Raw genomic sequence first — 26,114 nt, 5'->3', positions numbered from 1 at the left:
CGAAAGAGCGGGGACAAAGGGCATGCTTCGGCGCGTCCTGGCATGGATGGCGGCGGTGCTCGCCGGCGTAGCGCTTGGCGCGGCGTCGGCGTGGGGCGCGATGTCGATTGGCGGCGCAAGCTTTGGCCAAGAGGTCGGCCAATGGACAACCAATCGCGCCACGGGCTCGACTGCGGCTGATCCCTATACACGCGCCATCGTCGCGCGCGTCGGCTTACTGGCGCTGTCGTCGCGCGAGGCGATCTATTTCAACCTCGACCGTGACGATCGCGGCGAGCCGCTCAGCGAAAGCTGTATCTACGAGCTTACCGGACGTGAACTCGACGCACGCTGGTGGTCGGTCACGCTCTACGCTGATGACAATTACCTCGCGCAAAACAGCGACCACGCCGCCTCGATCGACGCCTCGCACATTCCATCCGGCCGCTGGAGCGCGCGCATAGCGCCGGTGCGCGGCGACGCGACGTACTGGCTCTCCTCCCGCGAGGCGCGGCGCAATTTCTCACTCACGCTCCGCGTCTACAATCCGCAGCGAGACTTCCGGCCCAATGAAGAAACGCTGCCGCAGCTCACCCGCATCTCCTGTGCGGGAGAAGCGGCATGAACATCGGCAAGTACATCTGGGCGGCGCTCGCCATCGCGGTGATCAGCCATTTCGCTTTCATCCACGCCGCGCCGCGCGTGATGATGAATGTCGCGATCAAGCGGGTCAGCGGCGCGGGCGCCAATCAGTGGCAGTTCGCCGACCGCGTCACGCCGCTGTCGCGCCAGATCGTACGCCCCTCGCCCGACTTTGCGTACTCCGCTTGCTCATACGATCTGAGCGACGGGCCGGTTGTGATCACCGCAACGCCCTGGAACGCCTATTGGTCGCTCTCGCTTTATGCCGACAACAGCGACAACTTCTTCGTCATCGACGATCGTGAAGCGCGGTACGGGGCCGAGATCACAGTGGTGCGCGCAGGCCGGCCGCATCCGGAAGGCGCGTCAATGGTGGTGGAAAGCCCCAGCGGACGCGGCATCGCGCTAATCCGCCGCCTCGCGCCCGATCTAGGAAACTACAACGCCGCCGCGCAAGTCGCGCGCGAAGACGTCTGCGCCAGCGTCGCGAGCTTGACGCCAGCGTCTTAGGGTGCGGCGGGAGTCCAGCGATCCACCGTTTCAGCGCCGACAACCGCGCGCGCACGGCGGCGCACTTCGTCCGGCGTCAGCAAGCCCCGATCGAACGCGCTGAGGAGCCAGTCCTCGTAACGCCCGCCACGCCGATCAAAACCGTCTTCCTTCATGGCGTGGTAAAGCGCCGCCGCCAGCATATGCATGCCGCCGTCCGAACGCCGCCACCGATCGCCCGGATCGCGCCCGAAGCCCATGCGCTCTGAAACGATTTGATCGAGCGCCTGTGTCGAGTCTTCGTTGATGATGCCGTCGAACGAGTTATAGCCGAACTGCGGATTGTGGGTTTCGACCACCGCGCGCATCCACGGATCGTCGCGCAGCCGCGCGAACCGCGCGACGAAGCGCCAATCTTCAACATCGAACGGCGGATGAAACACTTCATGCGCCGCCACGCGCAGCTGCGTTTCCGCCGGATAGCTTTCGTGCGTGATGAAGCGCTGGCCAGTAATGCGTATGCCGTATGGCTTGCAAAACCGCAGGATTAGGACTTCCAGCGTTCGGTCCAAGGTGCGCCCCAACAAGCGTTCCTGCTCTGGGACAACGTCATGAGGTTCGACCGCGACGCGGTTGCGCGTGATCCCCTCATTGATCTCGCCCACCCATTCGGTTTCGTAGCGCTGCTCAAAACCGATGCGCCGCAACTCCAGCAACGCGGTCTCCACCGCCGGCATCAGCGCCATCGTCGCTGACCAATCCGCGTCATCCCAATACGGTGTCGGCTCCAAATTCGGGCGCAATCGTTCCGCCGGCGCTCGCGCCGACGCCAGCACGTCATCCACCGTGTCGAACGGCCCAGCGGAAAAATACAGAACGAGGCGCGGCCCCGTCAGCGTACCATCGGCTTGGCGCAAGCCACGATCCAACGCGTCGAGCGCCGCGAGTCCCTCAGGCGAGAAATTGCTCCGCACCCAGGCGATTTCGTCCGGATATTGCGTCGCCTGCATCACGTCGCCGGACGCCGCCCCGATCAGCAACAGCGCATCCAACCCCTCCGCGCCACGAACCTGCCAGTTGGTGCGCTGGGCCTCGGCGGGTGCGGCGAATAGGAACAGCGCCGCACTGGCAGCCAGGAAGCGGACAAGGTTTGTCATGGCCCCATTGTCGGGAGCCTTGGGCGCGGGTTCTTGAACAGAATTGATCTTAGGCCAGCGCCGCGCGCAGCCGCGCCGGCGGCATATCAGTCGCTGCGGCAATTGCCCGCGAGAAATGAGCCTGATCGGCGTAACCAGCCTGCACCGCGATCTGCGCCAGCGACAACGCGCTCTCGGTCAGCGCCTGCAAGGCAGTCTGGAGCCGTTGCTCCGCGCGAAACCGCGCCGGCGTCATGCCGAAGCGGCGGGCAAACGCGCGCGACACGTGCTCAGCGCTGACGCCGTGGCGCCGCGCCAGGCTGTTGATGCGCCGCTGCGGCTGCGCGCTGAGATCGGACGCCAGCCGATCAAGCCAATCCCGCGCGGGCACGGGCGAGCGTGCCGCAGCTTCCGCAAGCGCCTCACCGACAGCATCGGCAGAATTCTTCGTCGCGCGCCGCGCCAGACGATCGGGATCGCGCGCGCGCAGAATGCCGTAGCGCCGCGCGTCGAGCGCGCGCGCCAGCGCATGCGGCAACGTGATGTTGAGCACGCGCGCGCCGCGCGTCTCGAACCGGTTCAGATGCAAGTGAAACGCCGGATGCACGATGAGGTCGCCGGCCTCGACGCGCCAAACGCCGTCAGCGCTTAACTCCTCGTACGCGCCCTCCAACACCAGCGCCGCATAACCCAACTCATGCCGATGCGGCGCGATGCGATCGCCGCGCGCGTGGGTGGTCTCATGCACGCTCACAGCAAGCTCAACCGTTGCGCCGCCAACCGCGCGAACAACAGCGTCACCGCCTTGCGCCGCGCGGCCACGAGCGGACGCACAACACTTTCCCGCAAAATCGCGCCTCCGAATCCGTCAGCGACGATCAGCCCGACCTCTTCCGGAATGTGATCGCGCGGAAACGTCTCCGTCACGCCGAAGAAGAACCGATCGCAATACTCAAGATAGTCCGGCCACTTCTCATCGCACGCATAGTCCGCCAAGCACGACTTGGTTTCGACGATCCAGATCTCACCGTGCGGCGTTAGCGCCATCACATCGGCGCGACGGCCGTTGGCGAGGGGAACTTCCAGGATTGGCGTAAGCCCATGATCCAGCAGCATACGCGTCACGCCGCGCGCGAGCAGCGCGGTGACGTCCGGACGTGGCAGCGGCAGCGCATCCATGGCCCGCATTTTCTCACTCCACGCGCCCGGGAACAAGCGGGCGGAACTGCGCACCGCAGCGCCGCGTTCGCTGGCATCACAACAAAGGATTCTCTCCCATGCGCATGATGTTCCTCGCGGCTGCCGCTTCTGCAGCACTTTTGGCCGGCTGCGGCATTGGCGCGCCGAGCTATCCCACATTCGGCGAAGTCTCCTACCGGATCGAAGGCACGACCGCTGACGCCAATGGCGGAGCGGGCACTCAAACCGTGATCTATCGCGACGGCCCGAAAATGCGCGTTGAGGCGATGCTGCCGACCTACGGTCAGGCCACGATTGTTTACGACGAATCCACCAACGCCGCTTACGTGCTGAACCCGACCGGCATTGCATTTTCCGGTGCGCCCGCCGCTGCGTCAGCAACGACATCGCCAAACGCACCAGCTGCTGCGCCAGCGGCGGCACCTGCTGCGGCCCCGACCACAACCACACCAGCTCCGGGCACGACAGCCGCAGCACCTGCGCTAACGACTGCCGCCTCTGGCGTCGCGGTGCGCATTGAAGACGCTGACGCACCGCAACCGCTCGAAACCGCATGGGCAGCACTCGGCGCGGATAACGCTCGCTCCACGGGCCGCTGCGAAGTCGCCGGCGAATCCGGCCGCGAATGGACGCCGAAGGAAGCGCCTGCCCCGGGCGTCGACCGCGTCGCCTGCATCACCGAAGACGGCATCGTGCTGCGCGTCACCGAAAGCGGCCGCACGCTCTGGGAAGCCACCTCGCTGCAACGCGGCGAGCAAGACGCTTCGCTGTTCGGCGTGCCGCAAGGCTATGCGCTGATCGATCCGCAAGGCGCCGCACAAGCCGTCGGTGAAAACATGGAGCAGCTCGACAGCGTCACCGGCGCGCCCGCCGCGCCGCAACAAGCGCCTGATCCGCGCGGCTAAGTATGCCGACAAACAAAAAGAGCCCGCCGAGCGATCGGCGGGCTCTTCGTTTTGCGCGGAATGCCGTTACTCCGCCGCGATCGCCGAGGCTTTCACGTCGTCCAATGCGCCGGTGTTGATGCCGAAATTGATGGTCTTCAGATATTGGATGCCTTCATCGGCGATCGCATCGCCGACCATTTCGTCGCCTTCGGCTTTGAACTCATCGAAGTTCACATACATGGCGTAGAACGAAGCCGTGCGCGGCGTGATGATGCCGGCGTTCCAGAGCGTCTTCACCAGCACGCGGAAGATGTTGGTGCTTTCCTTCATCTGCTCGCGGCGGGCTTCGTCGGTGGCGACGGCTTGGAAGCCTTCCATCACCTTGTCCGGATCGAGCCCGAAGCGGACGTAGATGTCCTTCATCTGGTGCGGCGCGACGAGATTGAACAGCAGCGTTTGGAAGCAGTGCGCGGCCCAATCTTCGACGATGTTGTGTTCTTCTTCCGAAAGCTTCGGAATGGTGCGATCGGCCCAGATTTTCCCGAACTTATGGTGGAACGCCTCGTCCGTCATCACCAGCTGCGTCAGCTTCTTCGCCAGCGGGTCGTTCCAGCGCTGATAGATGGTGGCGAACGCGCCCATGGCGAGGCCTTCAACCAGCATCTGCATGCCGATGATCTTCTTATAGACCTCCGGCGCGTGCACGATCTCTTGCAGCAAGTCCGCAAGCACTGAGCCGCACGGCAGCGGCGAACCCCAGCGCGCGATGATGTATTTCGCGAACGCCGTGACGTGACGGCCTTCTTCGCGCGTTTGGTTGGCGGCGTATTCCTGTGCGCCCGGATCGCGCAACACGTGGCAGAGCGAAGCGGAAAGGTTCAACGCGCCCTGCTCGCCGTGCAGAATGGCTGACATCGACCAGCGCGCGATCTCATTCTTAAAGCGGATGCGCAGCTCGGGATGCTTCTCGAAGTGAGCCTGCACGTAGTCGGTCAGCAACGCCGGGACCATTTCGTCCGGCTGCAGATCCATGGTGTCGAGATCCCAGGGCTCTGACTCGAAGTCGATGTATTTCTTGTCGAGCGGGTCCCAGAAGTGGTCGTGGGTCGCAGAGATAATCTTGTCGAACGCGGACGAGCGGTTCAGGTGGCGATCGATCTCCAGCATCTGGCTGAAATCGTCCGGCGGCACCGCGTCGTAGACTTCGTCCTTGGTGATCTGGCGGATGCTTGAGTTCAGGGCGGCGGAGTCGGCCATCGCGTCGTCTCTCCCGGTCAGCCGCCCATTTCTGGCGGCATTGTTCTGATTTCCCCACCCTAGCTGAGGGAAACGCCGCAATCAAGAAAAATGACGGGGGCGTCAACTTACTGTTTACTGTCGTGTTCCGTTGAGCTGGGCGACCTCTTCGGTGTGGCCGCGCGCGGTCAGATAGGTCTGGTGGATCTGCCCGCCCATCCGCGCTGGCTGGGCCACGATCCGCGCCCGCGCCGTGGTAGCCACCGGCGGTTCTTCAAAAGCCGCGCCCGAGATCAGGTACGGGCCGCGGTCGTCGCTCATGCAGAGGAGCGAGAATGCGTTGCCCTGATACTGGCCGTGGCACGCTTTGCCCGCGAGCTGACCCTCCAGCGCGCCCTCCGGGCGCGTCGTGAGGCTGAGCTGCCCTAGGCCGCCAACATTCCAGACCCCGTCGAGAATATTGGCGCGCTGGACCTGCAGCACTGCATTCGGCTGCACTTGATAAGTCTGCGCCGACGCCGTCGCCGTAATCCCGGCAAGCGCGAGCGCGCATAGGATGAAACGCATCGATGCCTCCTCGAAGCATGAAAACTGAATATTGCTTGAGTGTCCGTGATCGCCGTCACGGCGCGGGCGTCGCCGCGGGCGTGAGCGTGATCGTGTAATTGCCGGCGTGACGGCGCCCGCCCGCGTTTTCGACAATCACTTCGACCGGCAAACCTTCCGCCGGCACGTCCACCGTCGCGTCCTCACTCGTGCCGTCACCGTCCGCGATCACGAACACGATGCGCACAGTGCGCCGTTCGCCATCCGGGCCGATCGGATACACCGCCACGGTCTCGCCGCCCGGCGAATCTGTCTGCGCTTGCAATGTCAGCGTCTGCGCGCCGGGCGCCGAAGCCTGCAACGTGTGACGGAAGTGCGAGAACTCCGCCGCGTCCCAGCTGTTGGTGTAGGGTCCGAGATCAACCGATGCAGGCGCAGCGGCTTCAACAGGCGCAGGCTCTTCCGCCGGCGGCCCCGCGGCCGGCGAACAAGCAGCAGTTGTGAACAAGAGCGCGAGCATGACGAGACGCATGAGACTAACCTCCGCGTTGGCGCCCGCCCGCGCCTAGGTTACTCGAAGCCGCACCGATGAGCCACCTCGCCCCCTCTCTCGACGATTTTGATCGTCTCGCCCAAGACGCCTGGTCCGCACTGCCCAAGCAATTCCGCGCCATGGCCGGCGAGGTGTTGATTCGTATCGAGGATTTTGCCGACGAGCAGATTCTCGCGGACATGGAGATCGAGGACCCATTCGAGCTGACCGGGCTCTATCACGGCGTCGATCTCACCCAGCAATCGATTATGGACCCGGCGCCGACGCAACCGATGGTCTTCCTCTACCGGCGCGCCATTCTCGACGAATGGATCGAGCGCGGCGACGTCACGCTGGCCGAGCTTGTCTCGCACGTCCTCGTGCACGAGATCGGCCATCACTTCGGCCTAAGCGACGAAGCGATGGACGCGATCCTTGAGCAAGCGGATTAGAACGCGCCGTAGCGCGTGATGTAAGCGGCGTTCAGCCGCTCATCGTCCACACGATCGACAGTCGTCAATATCGTTGTGCGCCGACACTCCATGTAAGTCCGGCGCGCCGCCATGTAGCGTCGCGCAAAACTCTCACCGCACACTTCGCTGGCGGCGCGTTCGATCCGCCGGAGCAACTCATGTGCGCCTGCTTCGCTGTACCGGTTGAGATCATCGACGCGCACCGTTTTGCTCTCCGGCGTTGCGTGCGCCGTCGGCGCGATATCGAGCGCGATACAGATAAACAATGCGCAGAAGACCGGCGCTGACACTCTGAACTCGATGATCTCTTCCCTGCTGTCGATGCCAGGGATGGTCACGCATCAATGTCGCGCGCCGCTTGCACTATCTTGCTGAAGCCTGGTGCGCTCACGCGATGGTGAGCGCCTGCTAGTTGCGCCGGCGCTCGCCGCGGCTGAGCGGCACCGCGTCGCGCTCGGCCATACCCAGCGACTGGCTGCAATATTCTTCCGGTGAATCGAGCTGCGGACTCATCGGATCACTCTCGAACGCAGCCTGCACACGCGTCACGCATTGGTCCCAGGCGCGAATGTCTTCCATACGCTCCGAGGTCGAACGCGGATCGCCGCGCGGCGGCTGCACTTGGCGCTCGCGCACGCCAGGCACGATGATGTCGCTGCCCGAACGGCGCGCGGTGTCGATAGCGACTGGCGCCGGCTCGTCGTCTTCGACTGCCGGCGCGGCGGTCGTGCGCGGCGTGATCGCCTGCGGCGGCGGCGGCGCGGGTGTCGCCGTTACGATCGGCGCCGGTGTTGGTCTCGGCGCACTCGCGACCGGCGCCGGCAGCGGCGCAGTCGCGGGTGTCGGGGCGCTTGCCACAACACGAGGCGCGGGCGCCGCCGTCGGCGCCGACGCGACAGGATCGCGCGCGGCGTTGCGTCCGGCCGATTCCATACCGGCGCATCCGGCCAGCGCGGCAACCACGGCAATCGCCGCCAAGCGTCCCAACATCGCGTGCTCCCTAGTTCCGATCCGCACCTTAGCCAGAAAACCCGGTGCGCCTAGCTTGCGTTCCGGCTGCTCATACCAATGACCGCGCGGCCCACTTTCGCTTGCGTTTCCGTAATCTTAGCGACCCGTCGGTCCGGCTTCGGACAATGGCGGGAACTGCGCCAGCAAGATGGCGCCTTACGCAGGATTCCCCGGAACCGAGACAGGGCTTGATTCTTTTTCCCTCATCCGCTTTGCGGTAACCGTTGAGGTCCTTGAAGGGGCCGGGGACAACCAAGGAAAGGCGCCAGAATGCGCATTGCTTCCATCTTTGCCGCCGCCGCGCTGACGCTGCTCCTCGGAGCCTGCGCCAACCGCACCGGCGATCAGACCATTGCCGAATGGTGCGCCCAAGATCCGGGTCGCGCCGACACCGACATCTGCAAGCAACACGCTGACACCGAAGAAGTGCGCTCAAGCCTTGGCTCGCGCATTGCCGAAGTGTTCGGCGTCGCCAACCGCGCGCAATCCACCGCCGACCAGGCGATGGCCCGCAACGTCGTGTGCGTCACGCGCACGGTGAATCGCACCCGCGCCGGCACCTGCGATCCGGGCTACACGCTGACCGGCTGCACGCAAACGCGCTACACCGCGCGCGCTGGCGGCATGGCGATCCTGCGTTCTGTGAGCGACACCGAGTGCCGCTACAACGGCCAAGTGCTCGAAGTGCAAGTGCGCTGCTGCGCGATGGGCCCAAACCCGCCGCCGGCCACGCTCGTCAACGAAACCCAGCCGCCTGCCCCGGAAACGCCGCAGCCCGCGCCGGTTTCGTAAGCACTGCGACAACGGCTGAAGTTTAAGCGCGGACCTTCGGGTCCGCGCTTTTTCTTTGTTGGTTGTTTGCAGGTTGGAGCGCGGGCCTCCTGGCCCGCTTGGAACGTTCAAGCGCGAACCTCATGCGATTTGGCGTGGCGCACATAGCGGGCCAGGAGGCCCGCGCTCCAACTTTCTTCGCTCGGTGCTCAACCCAACAACGGATATTCCGCCTCGAGCCGATACAAACTCGGCGCACCCCTCCGCGTCACGCTGGAATACAAACCAAAGCGCTCAACGCGAAACGCATCCGTTTGAAACAACCCCATTTGCGCCTCGAACGCCTGCACGCGATCGAGCGGCGCCGCGCTGAGATACGCCACCGTCACATGCGGCTTGTATTTCAGCGGCTCCGCCTTCAGCCCTGCCCGCCGCGCCGCACGCTCGCAATCGGCGGCGAGCTTTGTGAGCGCGGGATCGACCGCAACGCCAATCCAAAGCGCGTGCGGATCGGCGCCACCGAATGAACCGGCCGCCTTCAGCTGCAGCTCGAACGGCGCAGTCGCATCCGCGGTCGACGACAACGCAGCGTCCAGATCATCCGCCACAGGCTCGGTCACCTCGCCGAAAAACCGCAGCGTTAGATGCAAATTCTCGCGCGGCCGCCATTTGGCGCCAGGCACGCCTTTCATCAGCGCCATCACGCGCTCAACGATGTCGTCAGGCAGATCGAGCGCGGCAAACAAGCGAAGCGACATGGCTAGAAAATCGGCGTGCAACGCGCGCCATGCAAGCGTGCGTAAAATCAGAGCACAACACATGCAAAAAGCGGCAACTCAGTTGCCACTTTGTTCGCGCTTACATCACCATGCGCTGAAACGTCTCCTGACGCCGGCTCGATTATGAGCGGCCCGCTTCCCTTGCAGCACCATTGCTGCGCGCGGTCATTTCGTCGGACGGGAAGACACTATGCGCGCGCCGTGGCCCAGGTGTTGTGTGCTGCAAGAGCATTGCAAGCGGGAACCGGCGGACGGCGCAGATGTCTTCCGACACGCGAAATGAAATACCTCGCGCACCCAAACGTCAAGCTCGGAACAGAAAACGTGAACGCATCGAAACGCCCATGACGGACAAAACATCACGCGCATTCGTAATTGTGCTTACTCAGTGCGAGTCTTCGGTGTGCTCTTCACCACCGCGCGGCAGCGTCGCGATGTAAGCCGCGACAGCGCGCGCATCGTCTTCGTTCAAGCGATACGGCGGCATCGGCGGACGCGGATGCGTACCGTCAGGACGCACGCCGGTTTGCAAGAACGCGATGAATTGATCTTCAGTATAGTACGCGGGAGTGCCCGCGATACTCGGGACAACATCGCCCCACGGAATGTCGATAGTCGGCGTCGTGAGGTTCGGCCCACCCTGCAGGCGACGCGTTTGATCCGGCCCTTGCGGTCCCATCGGCGTATGGCAATCGCCGCACAGCACGACGCTGTTCACGAGATAATCGCCACGCGCGACCAGCGCGTCTCCACTCAACGGCGCGGTTTCTTGCGGCGCGCACGCGGACAGCGCCGCAAATGCAGCAATCACTATCGTAGCTCTGAGCATCATGTCCCCCAATTCAGCGCCGCTGATTTACGCCGCCGCCGCGCACGCCTCAACGGATAACGACTCGCAACAAATTGTTCGCGCCTGCACAAGAGACAGCGCCGCCAAATCACGCCACGGTCGGGCCGCCGATGACCCTGCCCGACATCCTCGCCATCCTAAGCGGCGCCGCCGTCGGGCTGATCCTCGCGCTGATCGGAGGCGGCGGCTCGATCCTGGCGACGCCCGCGTTGCTCTACATCGTCGGCGTCGCCAATCCGCACATCGCGATCGGCACCAGCGCGCTCGCCGTCTCGGTCAACGCCTTCGCAAATCTGGTCAACCACGCCCGACGCGGACATGTGCGCTGGCGCAACGCCATGATCTTCGCCGCAGCAGGCGTGATCGGCGCCATCGCCGGCGCCGCCATTGGCAAAGCGACCAATCCCGACGTGCTGCTGCCGCTGTTCGCGCTGGTCATGATCATCGCCGGCGTTTTCATGCTACGCCGCCGCGCCGACACGCCCGCCGACGAAGCGCGCTTCAGCCGAGCCGCGGTGCCGCGTCTCTTGCTCTACGGCCAAGGCGTCGGCGTGATGTCCGGCTTCTTCGGCATCGGCGGCGGCTTCCTCATCGTGCCCGGCCTCATCGGCGCCACCGGCATGAGCATGATCCAAGCCATCGGCTCATCGCTCTTCTCCGTCGGCGCCTTTGGCGCGACCACCGCCATCAGCTACGCCGCCGACGGCCTGATCGATTGGCGCATCGCCGGCCTCTTCATCGGCGGCGGCCTAATCGGCGGCGTCATCGGCGCAACCTTCGCTACGCATCTCTCGAAGCAACGCGGCGTCCTACAACGCGTGTTCGCCGGCGTCGTCTTCGCGGTGGCCGCGTACATGCTGTGGCGCAGTTTGAGCTAGCTCACCCGACTTTCAGCGCGCCCACGGTCTTCGCAAACGAATCCAAGCCGCCAGCGATCGTGACGCTGTCGCGCCCTGACACACCCTGCGAGTAGTTGATCCGCACGCCGCCCTCTTCTTCGTAGCAATGGAAAATGTAGTCCGTGTTGATGATCCGCTCACGATCAGCTTTCACGTCCCGCACCACAATCAACGCCATTCCGGTTCTCCTCTGTTCGAATGCACGCAGTCTGCGCGCAGCCAGAACTCGGTCGGATAGATTTCCGCGCGTGCGTTGATCGGCTTGGCCTTTCTCCGGAAAAACCGGGGATAGACGCGCGCCCAATCCCCCTATCCCGACAACCCACGCGGAAACGGCGCCAGATCAAAGCCCCGTATCCGCGGCCCTTCACTCGGCGGCGGGCCCAGCATCAGCGCCGTCAGCGCCCAGACCAACGCATCGGCGCGATCGAGCAAGCCTTCGCTCTCACTCACACCGAGCGCCAACAATTCCTCCTCCAGCGCCACGAACGCGCCCGCATGCGTCACGCGCCCCTGCTCGTACAAAGCCGCAATCGGCTCCGCCCGCGCGCGCTTGCCACGCGACGCGTGCACCAGCCGCACCGCGCACGGCGCGCCCGCCGAGGCCAACGTCGCGCGCACCATGTCGCCGCCCTGATTGGCCTCCGCGATAATCTCGTGCGCGCCAAACTCCCGCGCCGCCTCCGCCACCCGCGTCGCCCACCCAAGCGGCGACAGCCCCGCAGCACTTCGATCCGCCAGCACAACAGCGCGCGCACCACTCCGCCCCGCCACCACGATCCCGCACGCAGCGCCACCCGCACCCGCCGGCGGATCAACCCCCACCACCACGCGCTCCAACGCCGGTGGCCGCGCCCCACGCACCCGCGCCAAGTCTCCCGCACGCCACAGCGCGCCATCGCCATCGACCAGCAGCCCCTCCAGCTCCTGCGCCGCCAACCGCGTGCCGCCATACAAAGCATGCAGCCCATCGAGAAACGTCGGCGCCAAATGCGCCGCGTTCACCACCGTCGCCGCCTGCGTCATCACGCACGACGCCTCCGCGCGCAGCACCCGCAACGCCGCCAGCGGCTTCGGCGTCGTCGTCACCACCAGCTGCGGCGCCACGCCAAGCCGCAACCCCATGCGCAAAATCGCCAGCGTCTCGCTCGGACGCGGCCAGATACAAAACTCATCCGCCCACGCCGCCTCGAATTGCGGCCCGCGCAAGCGCTCCGGCTCCTCCGCCGAAAACGCGTACGCCACCGAGCCATTCGGCCACAGCAAACGCCGCCGCGAGCGCTCGTACCAAGGCCGCGCCCGCCCCGGCAGATTGCGCAAGCCCGACGGCCCATCGACCATCACTTCGCGCACATCATGCTGCGTCGGACCGATCAGCGCGAAAATACCAGGCGCCGCCTCAGCCCGCGCCGCCAACCACTCCGCACCGGCGCGCGTTTTGCCGGCGCCGCGCCCACCCTGAAACAGCCACGTCGACCAAGGCAGCGCCGGCGCACGCTGCGCCGCATGCGCAATCTCATCCCACCGCGACGCGAATTCTGAATCCCCCGTTTTCACGGCCTGAGAGTCATCCGGAAACGGAAACAGCGGCGGCGGAATCTCAGCCGTCGCGACGTGATGCGCCTTGCACCACCCCTCCTTCGACGCGCGCTTCCGGATCGCATCGACGCTCATGCCGTAATGCGCCGAAACCGCCGACGCCGTATAGCCCGCAAGATAATCCCGCTTCGCCTGCGCCCAGACTTCCGGACTATGATGCAGACGTTTGGTGATGGTGCCCTTGAGTTTGATTTCGTCAGTCATGCGCGGAGCTTAAGCGCGCGGCGGACCCGGTCGGATTGGCTTCAATCTATCCCCGCGTTCGGTGCATGTGGCAGCAGAGCTATATCGCCGACGCGGGACACGTGATGCATCGAGATTTCTCGACTCCGCGGCGGCCCATCGCTCTATCGCCGTCTGCCGGGGTTTGCGAGAACGACCGGGTCGGAGTACTGAATGCCAAGTTCAGACAGAGGCGCCCATGTCGATCGACGATAAAGTCACCGCGCTGGAAACGAAAGCGGTCAAAGTTCATTCGCATCTCAGATACGGTGCGAGAGCGTTTGTGATTGAGTTCGCCGGCACACCCAAAGCCGGCAAGAGCACGGCCGTTGAGGCAGTCCGACACTTCTTCTCACGTCAGAACTTCCGAGTTCACATTCTCTCTGAGCGAGCGGCTCAGTGCCCGATACCCATGAAGGGGCATCTCTTCTTCAATACCTGGTGTGCCACATCGATGTTGGCCGAGTTGCTGGAGAACATTGAGACAGACACCGACATCATTATTGTCGACCGAGGGATATTTGACTCACTTGTCTGGCTACTCCTCCAACGAGAGCGAGGAGAATTGACTCAAGAAGAGGCGGACACGATAGAAGCGTTCCTGCTCTTGGAGCGGTGGCGCTCGCTGATCGACTTGAGTATTGTCATGAGCGTTGATGCCGACACCGCGATGAAACGCGAAGTTGCGCAGCGAATTACAAAGAAGCCCGGCAGCATTATGAATACAGACGTCCTGAACGCCATCACGCGTTCTGTCCGAACGGCGACCGACAAGTACGAGAAAGACTTCCCGAAAATTTTGAGCCTAGATACGTCGGGCAGTAGCAGCGTCCGAGAGTCCAACGCAGACCTTGCGAACAACATTGTCGATTGCCTTGAGGAATTTCTAAACCCCGAGATCCTCGTCGTGCCACGGGAAGAGATCGAGAAAATCCCACTTGAAGATGGCGGCTCCTTCAGCGCGAGTTCCGTTGAGGTGGCGATTGAGTGTATTCGGCAACACGGCACCTATATGCGCCGCGCTGACGCCGAGAATACGGAAAGTGTGGTTCAAATTATTCCTGCAGGGGTGCTGACATCGAAAGACACCGTCTTTATCTTTCAACGTAAGGAGAATGATCCGAAGTCGAAGCTCTTTGGCAAGGCCACCGTGTGGCAGGGAACGCACGTCTCGAAAGTGGACGGCCAAAGCGGAGAACCTCTACTTAAGGCTGCATTGCTGGATAGACTAATGCGCTCTCTATTCCTCAGTCGAGAATTTGCAACGAACGTGAAGGGATATTGTTGGGATCCGGACGAGCCTCACAGCAGCAAGCATTTCGGCGTCATCTTTCAGGTAGAAATCGACAACGTCCACACCGCAACTGATCTCCGAAAGAAAGAGTTTCGTAGGGCACGCGGCAGAGGGCATGATCTCACTGGTCGATTCACCAGTTGGGACGAACTAGATGCCCGGGTGGAAGAACTTGCGCTAGAAAGTTGGTCCCGTGCGATTCTGAAGGGAAGGTCGGTTTTTTCGTGATGAGTTTGGGTGCGAGATGAACGGCGAACCAAGACGGTCACGGTGCGGCTTTGTGGTCGCAAAATTCCTCGCGGGCACCGAGGCGCTCTACCTCATGAGAAGGAGCAAGAAGTGGCACGACATAAACTTTGTCGGTGGGCACGAGGAGCAGCGTGATCGCGATAGCCTCGCTCGAACGGCTCATAGAGAAATGCTTGAGGAAGTGCCCCAATTGCGAAAAAGGCCGGGGCTCAACCTGTTCCCGCTTACTACCGAGCTTGAGCATGGCCCCGTGTATTCGCAGTCGAAGCGCGATCTTGTGGCATACGAACTTCAGTTTTTCCTCTTGCGATGCGAGGCGTCGCCGAACTCCTTCCTGCAGTCGATGACCTCGCGTTCTCCAAATATCCTCCTCTCGGAGCAGGAAATGCTTGGCTCGAAGAGGTACAAGATCTCTGGTCTGGTGGAGCTACTAGATCGTTCGTATCCCGGTGGCCTGCACTCGCTGCCACTGAGTTGGGAAAGCAATCTTGGGAGAGACGTTGCTGACCTCTATCGCGCGCAACGCGCACAGCTTCAATTTGACCTCGACCTACCAACGTAGACGAATGACGTTGAGTTGCGGGCGGAGTTCGGAGCGATGGCTTCCTAAGCGTCCACGTCCGCTTCCAGCGCGAACTCTTCGATGAACGCGCGGCGCGGCTCAACCACATCGCCCATCAGCTTCGAGAACATCTCGTCGGCGTCATCGGCGTGATCGACCTTCACTTGCAGCAGCGTGCGCACTTCGGCGTCGAGCGTGGTTTCCCAGAGTTGTTCGGCGTTCATTTCGCCCAAGCCTTTGTAGCGCTGGATCGAAACGCCCTTCTGCCCCGCGCCTTCGACGGCGTGCAGCAGCGACAAAGGTCCGTTGATTTCGGTTGAATCCTGGCCGCGTTTCAAAACGCCGCGCGCCGCGTAGGTTTCGCGGAGCGCCGGCGCGCGATCGGCAAGGCGGCGCGCATCGGCTGAACTCAAGAACAATTTATCCAAGGTCGCGCGTTCGGCGACGCCGCGCACAATACGCTCCAGCACCAACGCGCCATCGGGATCGAAGCGCCCGTCCCAGGTGGCTTCGCCCTCTTCGGCGATCGCGTTGAGGCGCCGCGCCGTTTCCTTGGCTTCGGCATCGCCCGCGCCCGCCGCGAACGCGCCGGCGATGGCGGCCTGTTCGAGCACGCTATCGGGCGCGCGCGCGTGCAGGCGCTTGATCAGCGTCTCCACCGCCATGGCTTCACGCGCGAGGCGCTTCAGATCGTCATTCGCATATTGCGCGCCGCTGGCGCTTTCGAGCACGGCGCCGGCCGAGCCTTCTTCGATCAGGAAGGTCTCGTACTCGGATTGATCCTTCAAGTAGCGCCCGCTCTTGCCCTTGGTGGCTTTGTAGAGCGGCGGCTGGGCGATATAGAGATAGCCGCCATCGATGATCTCCGGCATTTGCCGGTAGAAGAACGTCAGCAACAGCGTGCGGATGTGGGCGCCGTCGACGTCGGCGTCGGTCATGATGATGATCTTGTGGTAGCGGAGCTTCTCAAGATCGATGTCGCCCTCGCCGCGGCCGATGCCGGCGCCGAGCGCTGTAATCAGCGTGCCGACCTGTTCGCTCGACAACATCTTATCGAAGCGCGCGCGCTCGACGTTGAGGATCTTGCCGCGCAGCGGCAGCACGGCTTGGTTGTCGCGGTTGCGGCCCTGCTTGGCGGAGCCGCCGGCCGAGTCCCCTTCGACGATGAAGAGTTCGGACTTGGCTGGGTCTTTCTCCTGGCAATCGGCGAGCTTGCCGGGCAGCGAGGAAATATCGAGCGTCGACTTGCGGCGCATTTCGCGCGCTTTGCGCGCCGCTTCGCGCGCGGCGGCGGCTTGCACGATTTTGGCCATCACGGTTTTGGCCGTGGTCGGATTTTCTTCGAACCACCGCGCCAGCGTTTCCGCGACCAGGTTTTCGACCACGGGGCGCACTTCGCTGGAGACCAGCTTTTCCTTGGTCTGCGACGAGAATTTCGGATCGGGCACTTTCACCGAGAGCACGCAGGTGAGGCCTTCGCGCGCGTCTTCGCCGGTGATCTCGACCTTTTCCTTTTTGGCTAGCCCAGAGCTCTGCATGTAATTGTTCACGACGCGCGTGAGCGCGCCGCGGAAGCCGGCCAAGTGGGTGCCGCCATCCTTTTGCGGGATGTTGTTGGTGAAGCAGAGCGTGTTTTCGTGATAGCCGTCGTTCCACTGCATCGAGGCTTCGACGGTCATGCCGTCCTTTTCGCCGATGACATAGATGGCGTCGGGGATGACGGCGGTGCGTGAACGGTCGAGGTGGGCGACGTAGGCTTTGACGCCGCCCTCATAGTAGAGCGTTTCCTCGAACGGCTCGGGGCCGCGCAGATCCTTGAAGATGATGCGGACGCCGGAGTTCAGGAACGCGAGCTCGCGCAGGCGATGCTCGATGGTTTTGCGGTCGTACTCGACCATGGTGAAGGTTTGCGTGGAGGCGAGGAAGCGCACCGCGGTGCCGTTCTTGGTCTTGCCCTCGTCCTGCGGCGCGTCGCCGACGATTTTCAGCGGCGCAACCGCGTCGCCCATCGCAAAGCGCATGTAATGCTCTTTGCCGTCGCGCCAGATGCGCAGGTCCAGCCACTCGCTGAGCGCGTTGACGACGCTGACGCCAACGCCGTGCAGCCCGCCGGAAACCTTGTAAGAATTCTGATCAAACTTCCCGCCCGCATGCAGCTGAGTCATGATCACCTCAGCCGCCGAGACCCCCTCCTCCTCATGGATCCCCGTCGGAATCCCGCGCCCGTTATCCGTGACCTCCGCACTCCCATCCGGATGCAAAATCACTTCGACTCTGGTCGCATGCCCCGCCAAAGCCTCATCAATCGCGTTATCAACAACCTCATAGACCATGTGATGAAGACCGGACCCATCATCCGTATCCCCAATATACATCCCCGGTCTTTTCCTTACCGCATCTAAGCCTTTGAGAACTTTGATGGAATCCGCGCCGTAGTCGGGCGCGCTCGCCGGTGCGGTTTGGGGAGCGGTCATGTGGATCGAATCGGGTTGGAAATCACACGCCAATATAGGGATTGGCGGGGGAAAAGTCGCGGTTTTGATGCCGCATCTTGGGCGAAAATACAGAGCAAAAAAGCCCTATAAAATCACCTGCATAGCAAGCCAGATCGCGCCGCCGACAAAGGCCGTTCCGAGCAGCAGCCAGAGCCCGTCTCGCGCGACCATCCCGAGCCCAAAAAACACTACCGCGATGCCTGGCGCGAGCGGCGCAAACGGGATGAGGCCGAGCGGGAAAGTGATGAGGGCGGCGGCGATACACAGGAGAGCGACGACATTCACGAATGGAGGCCCGCTGAGGAAGGTCAGGCGGGGCTTTAGGAGGCCGTCGATGCGGTTGGCGAAGCCCCGGCTCTTCTCGATGCCGCCCAGCACGGCGTCGCGCGGCAGCTCAGCCTGAAGCGCGCCGCGCGGCAGCCAGATGCGCTTGAGGCCCAACGCCATCTGGCCGGCGACCACCAGCGTCAGCGCGGCGGCGAGCCAGGTGAGACCCGGGACAATTGTGGCAGGCGAGATCGCGAAGAGACCGATGACAAGCAGGAGTGGGCCGTATGAGCGGCGGCCGAAGGCGTCGATCACTTCGCCGAGCGTCAGCGTTTCCGGCGTCGCATCGTCGCGCACCTTTGTGGAGATCTCATCGAGAACGTGGCCGAGTGTCTGCGCAGGCATGGGGCATCAACGCTCGCGACACGCGCGCGTCAATGCAGCGCTCATAGGATCATTGGCGCGGCGAGCCAGAAAGCAGCCGCGGTGAGGACGATGCCAGCACACAGCCAAACGCCGTCGCGCGCCGTCATGCCGAGGCCGAACATCACGACAGCGATTCCAGGTGCGAGCGGCGCAAACGGGATGAGCGAAAGCGGGAACGTGATCATCGCCGCGGCGATCACGCAGAGCGCAACGACGTTGACGAACAGCGGCACCGTCATGAACGCCCAACGTTCGCGCAGCCACACGCCATCGATGCGCTCAACCGTCGGCCGCGTCTTGTCGAGGAACTTCAAAAAAGGCCGGCGCGGCACTTTGAGGTTCAGCACGAATTTCGGCAGCCATGGCCGCTTCAGACCAAGCGCCATCTGACCGGCGACGAGCAACGTGATGGCCGCGGCGATCGTCGTCATGCCGGGAAGGATAGTTGCGGGCGAAATCGCGAACAGTCCGATGATGAGCAGAAGTGGCCCATAGGAGCGACGTCCGACCGCGCTCAACAGCACGCCGAAGCGGACGTGCTCAGTCTCGCTTTCGCGATTCACGCTGTTGTTCAGTTCGTCGAAAACGTCCGACAAGCCGTCAGGGTGCGCGGCGGCGCGGAAAGACGCGGAATGAGCCATCGCACCGCCAACGCGATGCTTGTGGCCAGGTTCCAGCCGCTCACTGCCCTACGGCGTGTTCACCATTAAGCTGCGCCATTTCTGACGCGATTAGCTCGCGACGCGCACGGGAAGGCTCTCGTAACCCTTCACGAAAGACGAATAGACGCGCTTGGGTTCCCCCATCACTTCGATCTTGTCGAAGCGCTTCAGGATCTCCTCCCAGACGATGCGCAGCTGCATTTCGCCTAAACGGTTACCGACGCAGCGGTGAATGCCGAAGCCAAACGAGAGGTGGCGGCGCACGTTTTCGCGCTCGATGTCGAAATCGTTGGGGTGCGCGATGACTTCATCGTCGCGGTTGCCCGAGACATACCACATGACGACCTTGTCGCCCTTCTTGATCAGTTTGCCGCGCATTTCGACGTCTTCAATGGCAGTCCGCCGCATGAAAGCCAGCGGCGTCTGCCAACGGATGGTCTCGGACACCAGGTTCGGAATCAGCTCTGGTTTGGCTTTGAGCTTGGCGAACTGTTCGGGGAATTTGTTCAGCGCGTAGACGCTACCGGTGATCGAGTTGCGCGTCGTGTCATTGCCGCCGACGATCAAGAGCACGAGGTTGCCGAGGAATTCTTGGCGCGGCATGTCCTTGGTGCTTTCGCCGTGCGCCAGCATCGAGATCAGATCCGGCTTCGGCGGGGCCTTCGCGCGCTCATCCCACAAGCCGTTGAAGTATTGCAGGCACTCCATCAGTTCCATGCGGCGTTGCTCATCGCTTTCGACGATGCCCTGCCCTGGCGCAGCCGTCGCGACATCGGACCAGCGCGTCAGCTTGCGGCGATCTTCCCATGGGAAGTCGAACAACGTCGCCAGCATCTGCGTGGTGAGTTCGATCGAAATCTTGTCGACCCAGTTGAACACCTCGCCGCGCGGCACGGCATCGAGCAGCGCGCCCGCGCGTTCGCGGATAATCGGCTCCATCTGCGCCAAATGGTTCGGCGCGACGATCGGTGAGACCGTCTTGCGCTGCACGTCGTGCTTCGGCGGGTCCATCGCGATGAACATCGGCAGCGGAAAATCTTCTTCCGGATCGAACAGCACGATCGAAGGCTCGGACGAGAAGCGCTGGTGATCGGTATCGACCGCCATGATGTCGTTGTACTTGGTGACGGACCAGTACGGCCCGTTCAGACTGTCCGGGCAGTAGTGCACCGGATCTTCCTTCCGAAGCCGCTCGAAGAACGGCCAGAAGGTGTGATCGCGGAAGCGCTCGCCGCGGCTCATGTCCAGCGTGGAGAGATCGGTCGTCCAGGCGTCTTCGTTCGGATCGTAGTCGAAGACGTAGTCTTCGTTGTGCCGGCTAACATAACCTGGGTTGGACATGGGGGAGCGCCTCTCTGGGCGCGCATCGCACCAAATTTTCGCGCTCTTGTCACGCCGCGCGTCCCAAGATGGGACAGCCGACGTAGCGGAAAGCACCCGCATTGTCAGGCGCGTTAGCGCCATCTTAGCGACCCTTGTGCTTAACCGGCGCGTTACCTGAGTTCAAATTCTTCGAGAAATTCCATGCTGCGTGTCCTGGGTTGCGTCACGCAGGAGCACAATTTGTGGCTCCTGTTTCTTGCGGCGTTGATCTGCGCGATCACGAGCACGAGCGCCTTCCTGTTATTGAGCCGCACCGCCGTCCGCACTGGCGTTGTCAGACGGATGTGGGGGATCGGCGCTGGCGTGATCGCGGGCCTCGGCGTGTGGGCGACGCATTTCGTGGCAATGACGGCCTATGACGTGGGCGTGCCGCTGAGCTTTGCGGCTGCGCCGCTCTTTGGCTCGCTGGCTCTCTCGCTGGCCGCGCAGACCGCCGCGTTCTGGCTGGCTTTCAAAGCAGCCAATCTACAAGGGAAAGCGCTCGCGGGATGCCTCTCAGGCCTCGGCATCATCTCGATGCACTACCTGGGCATGACCGGTGTCGAAGCGCCCGCTCTCATGCAATGGGATGCTACGTACGTCGGCGCGTCGGTGGCGATGAGCATTCTGTTCGCGGCCGGCGCCATGCTCGTCTTCTTCGTCTCCACGAACGTCTGGCGTGCTGTGCAAGCGGGCGGCGCGCTGCTGCTCGCGATTTGCGCGCTGCATTTTACGGCGATGGCGGCGCTGACGCTGACGCCGTTCGGGACCGCCGATATCGACCCCGACGCCATCTCACAATCCATGCTGGGCGTGGTCGTCGGATTTGCCGTGCTGTTGTGCCTTGTCGCGGCGGTAGCGGCAGGGTTTGCCGACATCTATCTCTCGGATCGGCAGCGCCTGGAAAACCTCCGCTTGCGCGACACCGTGGCCACGCGGACCGCGGAGCTCGAAGCGCTCGCGAAGCGGCAGCAAGAGCTGACGCGGCGTGCGGAGGACGCGAGCGAAGCCAGGGCGCAATTCCTGGCCGACATGAGTCATGAACTGCGCACGCCGCTCAACGCCGTCATCGGATACGGCGAAATTCTCTCTGAGGATCTGGAGGACGCAGGCGCGCGCCAGGACGCTCAGCGCATCGTCACAGCAGGCCAGCACCTGCTCGCTCTCATCAACGACGTCCTCGATCTTTCGAAGATCGACGCGGGCCGCGTCGAATTGGAGGAGGCGCCGTTCGACGTCGCGGCGCTGGCTCGTGAGGCGATCGACACGGTCGCGCCGGCTGCGGTCACCGGCGACGCCCGGTTACGCATCGTGTTGGCGTCCGATCTCGACGCCGGATACGGCGACGCGTTCAAGATCAAACAATGCCTGCTCAATCTGCTCTCGAATGCGATCAAGTTCAGCAAGGGCGGCGACGTCGTACTGAACGCGCGTCGTGAGTGCGTCGACGCCCGCGACTGGCTCGTGTTTGAAGTCGCCGACACCGGAATTGGTATGAACGACGCTCAGATCGCGCGTCTGTTTCAGCCCTTCGTCCAGGCCGACGCCAGCACGGCGCGCATGTTCGGCGGCACGGGCCTCGGTCTCACCATCACACGCCGCTTCGCGCAATTGATGGGCGGTGACGTGACGGTGAAGAGTGCGACCGGCGAAGGGTCGACCTTTGCGCTGCGTCTGCCCGCGCCGATGGCGGAATTGCGCCACGCCGCCTAGGCGGCGCTCACCACGCCGTCCTTTACCTCGAATCGCTGCGCGCGCGTGCCGAAGGCTTCGAACAAGTTCTCGTCGGTACCTGTGAGCCAGGCTTGGCCGGGGTTTGCGAGCAATTCGTCGAACAGAGCCGCGCGGCGGACCGAATCCAGATGTGCGGCAGCTTCATCGATCAGGATCAGTGAAGCGCCGGCGCCCGGGTCATTCGACAGCGCGCGCGCTTGCGCCAGCGTCAGACCGACGAGGAGCGCTTTCTGTTCGCCGGTGGAGCACTGGTCGGCCGGCATATCCTTGGCGGCGTGACGCGCGAGCAGATCGCTGCGGTGAGGGCCGTCGAGCGCGCGGCCAGCACCGGCGTCGCGCCCGCGCACCTCACGCAGCAAGGCGGCGAAATCTTCTTCGACGTCGGCGCTCTTTGCGCCGCGCTCGAAGCGCGCTTCGAGCAAGCCGTCGAGGGAGAGGATCGCCTTGGGAAACGCGCCGTCGGGCCGCGCATCGATGGCCTCCTGTAGACGCTGCAACGTCTCGACGCGCGCTGCCGCGATCGCGGCGCCGTGTGCAGACATCTCGCGCTCCAGGCCGCCGAGCCAGGCGTCGTCAAACACGCGGTCGGCCAGCAACCGTTGTCGCTCGCGCATGGCACGCTCGTACTGCGCCGCCGCCGAGCCATGCTCTGATGCGCGCGCGAGCGTGAGCCGATCGAAGAAGCGGCGGCGATCACCTGCGGCGCCGGACCAGAGCCGGTCCATTGCGGGTGTCAGCCATGTCATGCGAGCGGCTTGCGCGAGCTCCGTGGCAGTCGCCGGCATGCCGTCGCGACGTGCGACACGCTTTACGCCGCCCTCCGGCGTACGCTCGGCGCCGGCGCCCAACACGGACTCTTCGCCGTCTTGCACAACGCGCGCGGACACTGCCCATGGCTGTGCGCGATCCTCTCCCCCGGTGCGCGCGACATCGACAAGCGTCGCGGCGCGCAAACCGCGGCTCGGGGCAAGCATGGTCAGCGCTTCGAGGATGTTGGTCTTGCCCGCGCCGTTCGCGCCGAACAAACACACGGGCCGTGCATCAAGCGCAAGATCGAGCGCAGCGTGGTTGCGGAAATCCGTAAGCATGAGGCGCGAGACATAAAGGGAGTGCAGCGTCACACCCGCAATGGCATCAGCACGTAGAGCGCGTTTTCGTCGGCTTCGTCGCGCACCAACGTCGGTGAGCCGGAATCGGCCAGTTCGAACACCGCTTCCGAGCCTTCGATCTGCTGGGCCACATCGAGCAGGTACTTGGCGTTGAAGCCGATTTCCATGCTGTCGGAGCTATAATCGGCCGGCAGATCTTCGGTGGCGACGCCGGCGTCCGGGTTGTTGACGGTGAGTGTGACTTTGTCCTTCTCCAGCGCGAGGCGCACAGAGCGCGAGCGCTCTGCGGAGACGGTGGCGACGCGATCGACGGCTTCGGAGAACGCCTTGTTGTCGATCTTGAGCTTCTTGGAATTGCCCTTCGGAATGACGCGCGCGTATTCCGGGAACGAGCCGTCGATCAGCTTCGAAGTCAGCACCGCGTCGCCAAGCGTGAAACGAATCTTTTGCGGCGAGACGGCGATCTCGACCATGTCGGCGGCGTCATCGAGCAAGCGCTTCAGCTCGTTGATGGTTTTGCGCGGGACGATGACGCCGGGCATGCCTGCCGCGCCCTTCGGCGCGGGCGCGTCGGCGAGCGCGAGGCGGTGACCGTCGGTGGCGACTGCGCGGAGCTTGGCGCCGCCAGCGTCGATCGTGTGGAAGAAGATGCCGTTGAGATAATAGCGCGTCTCCTCGGTGGAGATGGCGAAGCGGGTTTTGTCGATGAGGCGCGCGAGTTCGGTCGGCTCGATCTCAAACTTAGTCTCGAATCCATCCGACGGCATCGACGGGAAATCGCCGGCCGGCAGGACCGGAAGGTGAAGGCGCGACTTGGCGGCGGAGATGAAGAGCCGCGGATCGTCGCCCGAAACGTCGAACTTCACCGCCGAACCATCCGGCAGCTTGCGGACGAAATCGTAGAGATAGTTCGCCGGCGCCGTGGTCTGCCCGCCGCGCTCAACTTCGGCCGGCGCGCCTTCGGAGATTTCGATGTCGAGATCGGTGGCCGTGAGCCGCAGGCTATCGCCTTGCGCGGACATCAGCACGTTGGACAGGATCGGGATCGTATTTCGCCGTTCGACGACGCTCTGGACGTGGTTGAGCGCCTTCAGAAGCGCCGAACGCTCGATAGTCAACCGCATTGCATCATCCTGGCCTTCGGCCCGCCAGGCATGCCGCTCGGGGGCCGGATACGAAAACCCCCTGCGAACGCGCCTGAGTCGCGGTCCGCAGGGGGTGAGAAACTATCAGAAGCCACGCGAACCCCAAGCCCCATTTGCAAGATTTGGGGCGCGCGGCGGCCAGGAATGACTAGCTTTAGGGCTCGCGACGGATGGCGCGGGCGATGGTCTCGACCTCGGCGCGGAAAGCCGGGTCCTGATCGACCAAAGCGGCGACGCGATCCCGTGCGTACATTACCGTTGTGTGATCAAAACCACCGAAGCGCGCGCCGATGTCCGGCAGCGACGCATGGGTCATGCGGCACGCGAGGAACATCGCGATTTGACGCGGACGCGCAATCGAATGACGTCGGGTTCGCTCAAGCAGCTGCTGCACACTCATATTGTGCGAACGGGCGACCACCTTTTGCACCAGCTGAACGGTGATGCGTCGCTCCGCTGCTTCGGACAATTGCGGCTGCAGAGCATTTGCGGCGGCTTCTAGCGTCACTTGTATCCCTCCCGAGATCTTCCATTCGATGAGAAGTTGGCTGAGAGCGCCGTCTAAATCACGACCACTCCCGTGCACACGCTCAGCGATCATGTCTAACGCATCCGAAGCCACTGAGAAGCCCGGCGTCAAGCGTGCATGATGCTGTAAGCGCATATCGAGTATGCGGCGCCGCAATGGCGCATCAGGTTCTAGAATTTCGCACGACGCCGCGCCCTTCAAACGCGCACGCAGCACGTCATCCAAGCCTTCGATGCCGGCGGCGCCATGATTAGCAGCAAGCACAACTTGGCCGCCGCGGCGCGTCAGTTCGTAGATGGTGTCGAACGCTTCTTCTTCGGTTGCCTTCTTACCGCAGATGCGATGAAAATCATCGATCAGCAGAAGGTCAGGCGCGCGGACCATTTCCTTGAACGCCGAAGAGTCGCGTTTCTTGTGCAAGGCCGACTGAAATTGTTCGAGATATTCTTGGCCCGTCATCATGAGCACTTTGCGGTCGGGCGTGCGGACTGCGGCTTCGCGCGCGATCGCCGTTAAAAGATGCGTCTTGCCGTAGCCGGGCGCTGAATGCAGCAGCCAAACCGGGAAGGCTTCACCGTCGCCCGACGCAATCATCTGCGCAACGGCGTACGCGCGTTGATTGGAGCCATCCTGGCAAAAGGTGTCGAACAGAAATGATTGCGCCTGCATCGGCGCAGCAACCGGCTGCGGACGCGCTTCTTCGATCCGCGCATGCGCAAGCGCGCGCACGTCGTCTGGAATTTCGTGTTCCAGGAGAATCTGAGTTGCGCTGACGCGCGGTTCGTACGCGCGCAGCCGTGCTTCAAGCCGGTGCTGGACTTGCTGCGTCAGCCGCTCCTTGGCGACTTGTGACCCCGCGCGGAAGAGAAGGACCCCATCCATCTCCGCTACGAGGCGCAGTGGGTCGATGTACGAGCGGAAAAAATCCGCACCGAACTCGCCAAACAGCTCCTTCCGGACCAATTCATAGGCTCGCGCCGCCCCGACACCCGCCGTTTCCCGGCGGGCTCCCTCAACATGACGTTCCAT

28 protein-coding genes are annotated in these 26,114 nt (G+C 63.3%); 9 read left to right on the top strand and 19 right to left on the bottom strand.

Annotated elements, in window-relative coordinates; all coding sequences use genetic code 11:
* Positions 1-22: 22 nt before the first annotated feature.
* Positions 23-604 carry a DUF1214 domain-containing protein gene (locus tag DSM104635_RS00140; RefSeq protein WP_158764239.1) on the top strand — a complete coding sequence of 194 codons (582 nt, stop codon included), beginning with the start codon at positions 23-25 and terminating at the stop codon, positions 602-604.
* A complete protein-coding gene (locus tag DSM104635_RS00135) occupies positions 601-1,131 on the top strand; it encodes a DUF1254 domain-containing protein (protein ID WP_158764238.1) in 531 nt (176 codons plus the stop codon). The genes DSM104635_RS00140 and DSM104635_RS00135 overlap by 4 nt, the downstream gene beginning before the upstream one ends.
* Here DSM104635_RS00135 and DSM104635_RS00130 read toward each other — a convergent pair.
* Genes DSM104635_RS00130 through DSM104635_RS00120 form a run of 3 tightly spaced genes read right to left on the bottom strand, consistent with a single transcriptional unit; the run spans position 1,128 to position 3,434 of the window.
* Positions 1,128-2,267 carry a hypothetical protein gene (locus DSM104635_RS00130; protein ID WP_158764237.1) on the bottom strand — a complete coding sequence of 380 codons (1,140 nt, stop codon included), beginning with the start codon at positions 2,265-2,267 and terminating at the stop codon, positions 1,128-1,130. The genes DSM104635_RS00135 and DSM104635_RS00130 overlap by 4 nt on opposite strands.
* Positions 2,268-2,316: 49 nt before the next feature.
* Positions 2,317-3,000, bottom strand: a complete 684-nt coding sequence (locus tag DSM104635_RS00125) for a helix-turn-helix transcriptional regulator (RefSeq protein WP_158764236.1) — start codon at positions 2,998-3,000, stop codon at positions 2,317-2,319.
* Positions 2,997-3,434 (bottom strand): MmcB family DNA repair protein, encoded by a 438-nt coding sequence (locus tag DSM104635_RS00120; protein WP_158764235.1) that lies wholly within the window; start codon positions 3,432-3,434, stop codon positions 2,997-2,999. The genes DSM104635_RS00125 and DSM104635_RS00120 overlap by 4 nt, the downstream gene beginning before the upstream one ends.
* A gap of 89 nt (positions 3,435-3,523) precedes the next feature.
* On the opposite strand from DSM104635_RS00120, the gene DSM104635_RS00115 reads away from it, so the two are divergent.
* Positions 3,524-4,351 carry a hypothetical protein gene (locus DSM104635_RS00115; protein ID WP_158764234.1) on the top strand — a complete coding sequence of 276 codons (828 nt, stop codon included), beginning with the start codon at positions 3,524-3,526 and terminating at the stop codon, positions 4,349-4,351.
* Positions 4,352-4,417: 66 nt separating this feature from the next.
* Here the strand turns inward: DSM104635_RS00115 and DSM104635_RS00110 are convergent, their stop codons facing one another.
* The 3 genes from DSM104635_RS00110 to DSM104635_RS00100 form a co-directional block, all read right to left on the bottom strand.
* Positions 4,418-5,590 (bottom strand): ferritin-like domain-containing protein, encoded by a 1,173-nt coding sequence (locus DSM104635_RS00110; RefSeq protein WP_158764233.1) that lies wholly within the window; start codon positions 5,588-5,590, stop codon positions 4,418-4,420.
* 114 nt (positions 5,591-5,704) lie between these two features.
* A complete protein-coding gene (locus DSM104635_RS00105) occupies positions 5,705-6,136 on the bottom strand; it encodes a hypothetical protein (RefSeq protein WP_158764232.1) in 432 nt (143 codons plus the stop codon).
* A 55-nt stretch (positions 6,137-6,191) separates the two neighbouring features.
* Positions 6,192-6,647 (bottom strand): hypothetical protein, encoded by a 456-nt coding sequence (locus DSM104635_RS00100; RefSeq protein ID WP_158764231.1) that lies wholly within the window; start codon positions 6,645-6,647, stop codon positions 6,192-6,194.
* Positions 6,648-6,703: 56 nt separating this feature from the next.
* On the opposite strand from DSM104635_RS00100, the gene DSM104635_RS00095 reads away from it, so the two are divergent.
* The gene (locus DSM104635_RS00095; protein ID WP_158764230.1) at positions 6,704-7,099 is read left to right on the top strand and encodes a metallopeptidase family protein; all 396 of its coding nucleotides are present in this window, start codon (positions 6,704-6,706) and stop codon (positions 7,097-7,099) included.
* Here the strand turns inward: DSM104635_RS00095 and DSM104635_RS00090 are convergent.
* Complete coding sequence (locus DSM104635_RS00090; protein WP_158764229.1) at positions 7,096-7,458, bottom strand: UrcA family protein; 363 nt, start codon at positions 7,456-7,458, stop codon at positions 7,096-7,098. The genes DSM104635_RS00095 and DSM104635_RS00090 overlap by 4 nt on opposite strands.
* Before the next feature lie 70 nt (positions 7,459-7,528).
* Positions 7,529-8,110: a hypothetical protein gene (locus DSM104635_RS00085; protein WP_158764228.1), complete on the bottom strand. Its 582-nt coding sequence runs from the start codon at positions 8,108-8,110 to the stop codon at positions 7,529-7,531.
* Between the two features lie 291 nt (positions 8,111-8,401).
* On the opposite strand from DSM104635_RS00085, the gene DSM104635_RS00080 reads away from it, so the two are divergent.
* A complete protein-coding gene (locus DSM104635_RS00080; protein WP_158764227.1) occupies positions 8,402-8,923 on the top strand; it encodes a hypothetical protein in 522 nt (173 codons plus the stop codon).
* Between the two features lie 188 nt (positions 8,924-9,111).
* Here DSM104635_RS00080 and thpR read toward each other — a convergent pair whose 3' ends face one another.
* Positions 9,112-9,660: an RNA 2',3'-cyclic phosphodiesterase gene (thpR, locus tag DSM104635_RS00075; RefSeq protein ID WP_158764226.1), complete on the bottom strand. Its 549-nt coding sequence runs from the start codon at positions 9,658-9,660 to the stop codon at positions 9,112-9,114.
* A 406-nt stretch (positions 9,661-10,066) separates the two neighbouring features.
* The gene (locus DSM104635_RS00070; protein WP_158764225.1) at positions 10,067-10,513 is read right to left on the bottom strand and encodes a c-type cytochrome; all 447 of its coding nucleotides are present in this window, start codon (positions 10,511-10,513) and stop codon (positions 10,067-10,069) included.
* A 128-nt stretch (positions 10,514-10,641) separates the two neighbouring features.
* Between DSM104635_RS00070 and DSM104635_RS00065 the strand changes: the two genes are divergently transcribed.
* Positions 10,642-11,409: a sulfite exporter TauE/SafE family protein gene (locus DSM104635_RS00065; RefSeq protein WP_158764224.1), complete on the top strand. Its 768-nt coding sequence runs from the start codon at positions 10,642-10,644 to the stop codon at positions 11,407-11,409.
* Between the two features lies 1 nt (position 11,410).
* On the opposite strand, the gene DSM104635_RS00060 is transcribed toward DSM104635_RS00065, so the two are convergent.
* Positions 11,411-11,608, bottom strand: coding sequence for a hypothetical protein (locus DSM104635_RS00060; protein ID WP_158764223.1), 198 nt, complete (start codon positions 11,606-11,608; stop codon positions 11,411-11,413).
* Between the two features lie 131 nt (positions 11,609-11,739).
* Positions 11,740-13,233, bottom strand: a complete 1,494-nt coding sequence (locus DSM104635_RS00055) for a DNA-packaging protein (protein ID WP_228445777.1) — start codon at positions 13,231-13,233, stop codon at positions 11,740-11,742.
* A gap of 217 nt (positions 13,234-13,450) precedes the next feature.
* On the opposite strand from DSM104635_RS00055, the gene DSM104635_RS00050 reads away from it, so the two are divergent.
* A complete protein-coding gene (locus DSM104635_RS00050) occupies positions 13,451-14,773 on the top strand; it encodes a hypothetical protein (RefSeq protein WP_158764222.1) in 1,323 nt (440 codons plus the stop codon).
* 16 nt (positions 14,774-14,789) lie between these two features.
* On the top strand, positions 14,790-15,356 hold the full coding sequence (locus tag DSM104635_RS00045; protein ID WP_158764221.1) for an NUDIX domain-containing protein: 567 nt from the start codon (positions 14,790-14,792) through the stop codon (positions 15,354-15,356).
* 44 nt (positions 15,357-15,400) lie between these two features.
* On the opposite strand, the gene gyrB is transcribed toward DSM104635_RS00045, so the two are convergent.
* From gyrB to DSM104635_RS00025, 4 genes are all read right to left on the bottom strand, one after another.
* Positions 15,401-17,830, bottom strand: coding sequence for a DNA topoisomerase (ATP-hydrolyzing) subunit B (gene gyrB, locus DSM104635_RS00040; protein ID WP_158764220.1), 2,430 nt, complete (start codon positions 17,828-17,830; stop codon positions 15,401-15,403).
* A gap of 105 nt (positions 17,831-17,935) precedes the next feature.
* Positions 17,936-18,523 carry an exopolysaccharide biosynthesis protein gene (locus DSM104635_RS00035; RefSeq protein ID WP_158764219.1) on the bottom strand — a complete coding sequence of 196 codons (588 nt, stop codon included), beginning with the start codon at positions 18,521-18,523 and terminating at the stop codon, positions 17,936-17,938.
* A 41-nt stretch (positions 18,524-18,564) separates the two neighbouring features.
* Positions 18,565-19,185 carry an exopolysaccharide biosynthesis protein gene (locus tag DSM104635_RS00030; protein ID WP_158764218.1) on the bottom strand — a complete coding sequence of 207 codons (621 nt, stop codon included), beginning with the start codon at positions 19,183-19,185 and terminating at the stop codon, positions 18,565-18,567.
* Between the two features lie 90 nt (positions 19,186-19,275).
* The gene (locus DSM104635_RS00025) at positions 19,276-20,547 is read right to left on the bottom strand and encodes a cytochrome P450 (protein WP_158764217.1); all 1,272 of its coding nucleotides are present in this window, start codon (positions 20,545-20,547) and stop codon (positions 19,276-19,278) included.
* A 183-nt stretch (positions 20,548-20,730) separates the two neighbouring features.
* Between DSM104635_RS00025 and DSM104635_RS00020 the strand changes: the two genes are divergently transcribed.
* The gene (locus DSM104635_RS00020) at positions 20,731-22,281 is read left to right on the top strand and encodes an MHYT domain-containing protein (protein ID WP_158764216.1); all 1,551 of its coding nucleotides are present in this window, start codon (positions 20,731-20,733) and stop codon (positions 22,279-22,281) included.
* On the opposite strand, the gene recF is transcribed toward DSM104635_RS00020, so the two are convergent.
* From recF to DSM104635_RS00005, 3 genes are all read right to left on the bottom strand, one after another.
* Entirely contained in the window at positions 22,278-23,423 is a 1,146-nt protein-coding gene (gene recF, locus DSM104635_RS00015) for a DNA replication/repair protein RecF (protein WP_228445776.1), read from the bottom strand. The genes DSM104635_RS00020 and recF overlap by 4 nt on opposite strands.
* Positions 23,420-24,535 (bottom strand): DNA polymerase III subunit beta, encoded by a 1,116-nt coding sequence (gene dnaN / locus DSM104635_RS00010; protein ID WP_158764215.1) that lies wholly within the window; start codon positions 24,533-24,535, stop codon positions 23,420-23,422. Before dnaN ends, recF begins: the two co-directional genes overlap by 4 nt.
* 175 nt (positions 24,536-24,710) lie before the next feature.
* Positions 24,711-26,048 (bottom strand): DnaA ATPase domain-containing protein, encoded by a 1,338-nt coding sequence (locus tag DSM104635_RS00005; RefSeq protein WP_158764214.1) that lies wholly within the window; start codon positions 26,046-26,048, stop codon positions 24,711-24,713.
* Between the last annotated feature and the right edge of the window lie 66 nt (positions 26,049-26,114).

The sequence above is a fragment of the Terricaulis silvestris genome (genome assembly GCF_009792355.1).
Taxonomy (GTDB): Bacteria; Pseudomonadota; Alphaproteobacteria; order Caulobacterales; family Aquidulcibacteraceae; genus Vitreimonas; species Vitreimonas silvestris.
The sequence above is the reverse complement of the archived record's forward strand: the minus strand, read 5'-3'. Positions and strand labels throughout refer to the sequence as shown.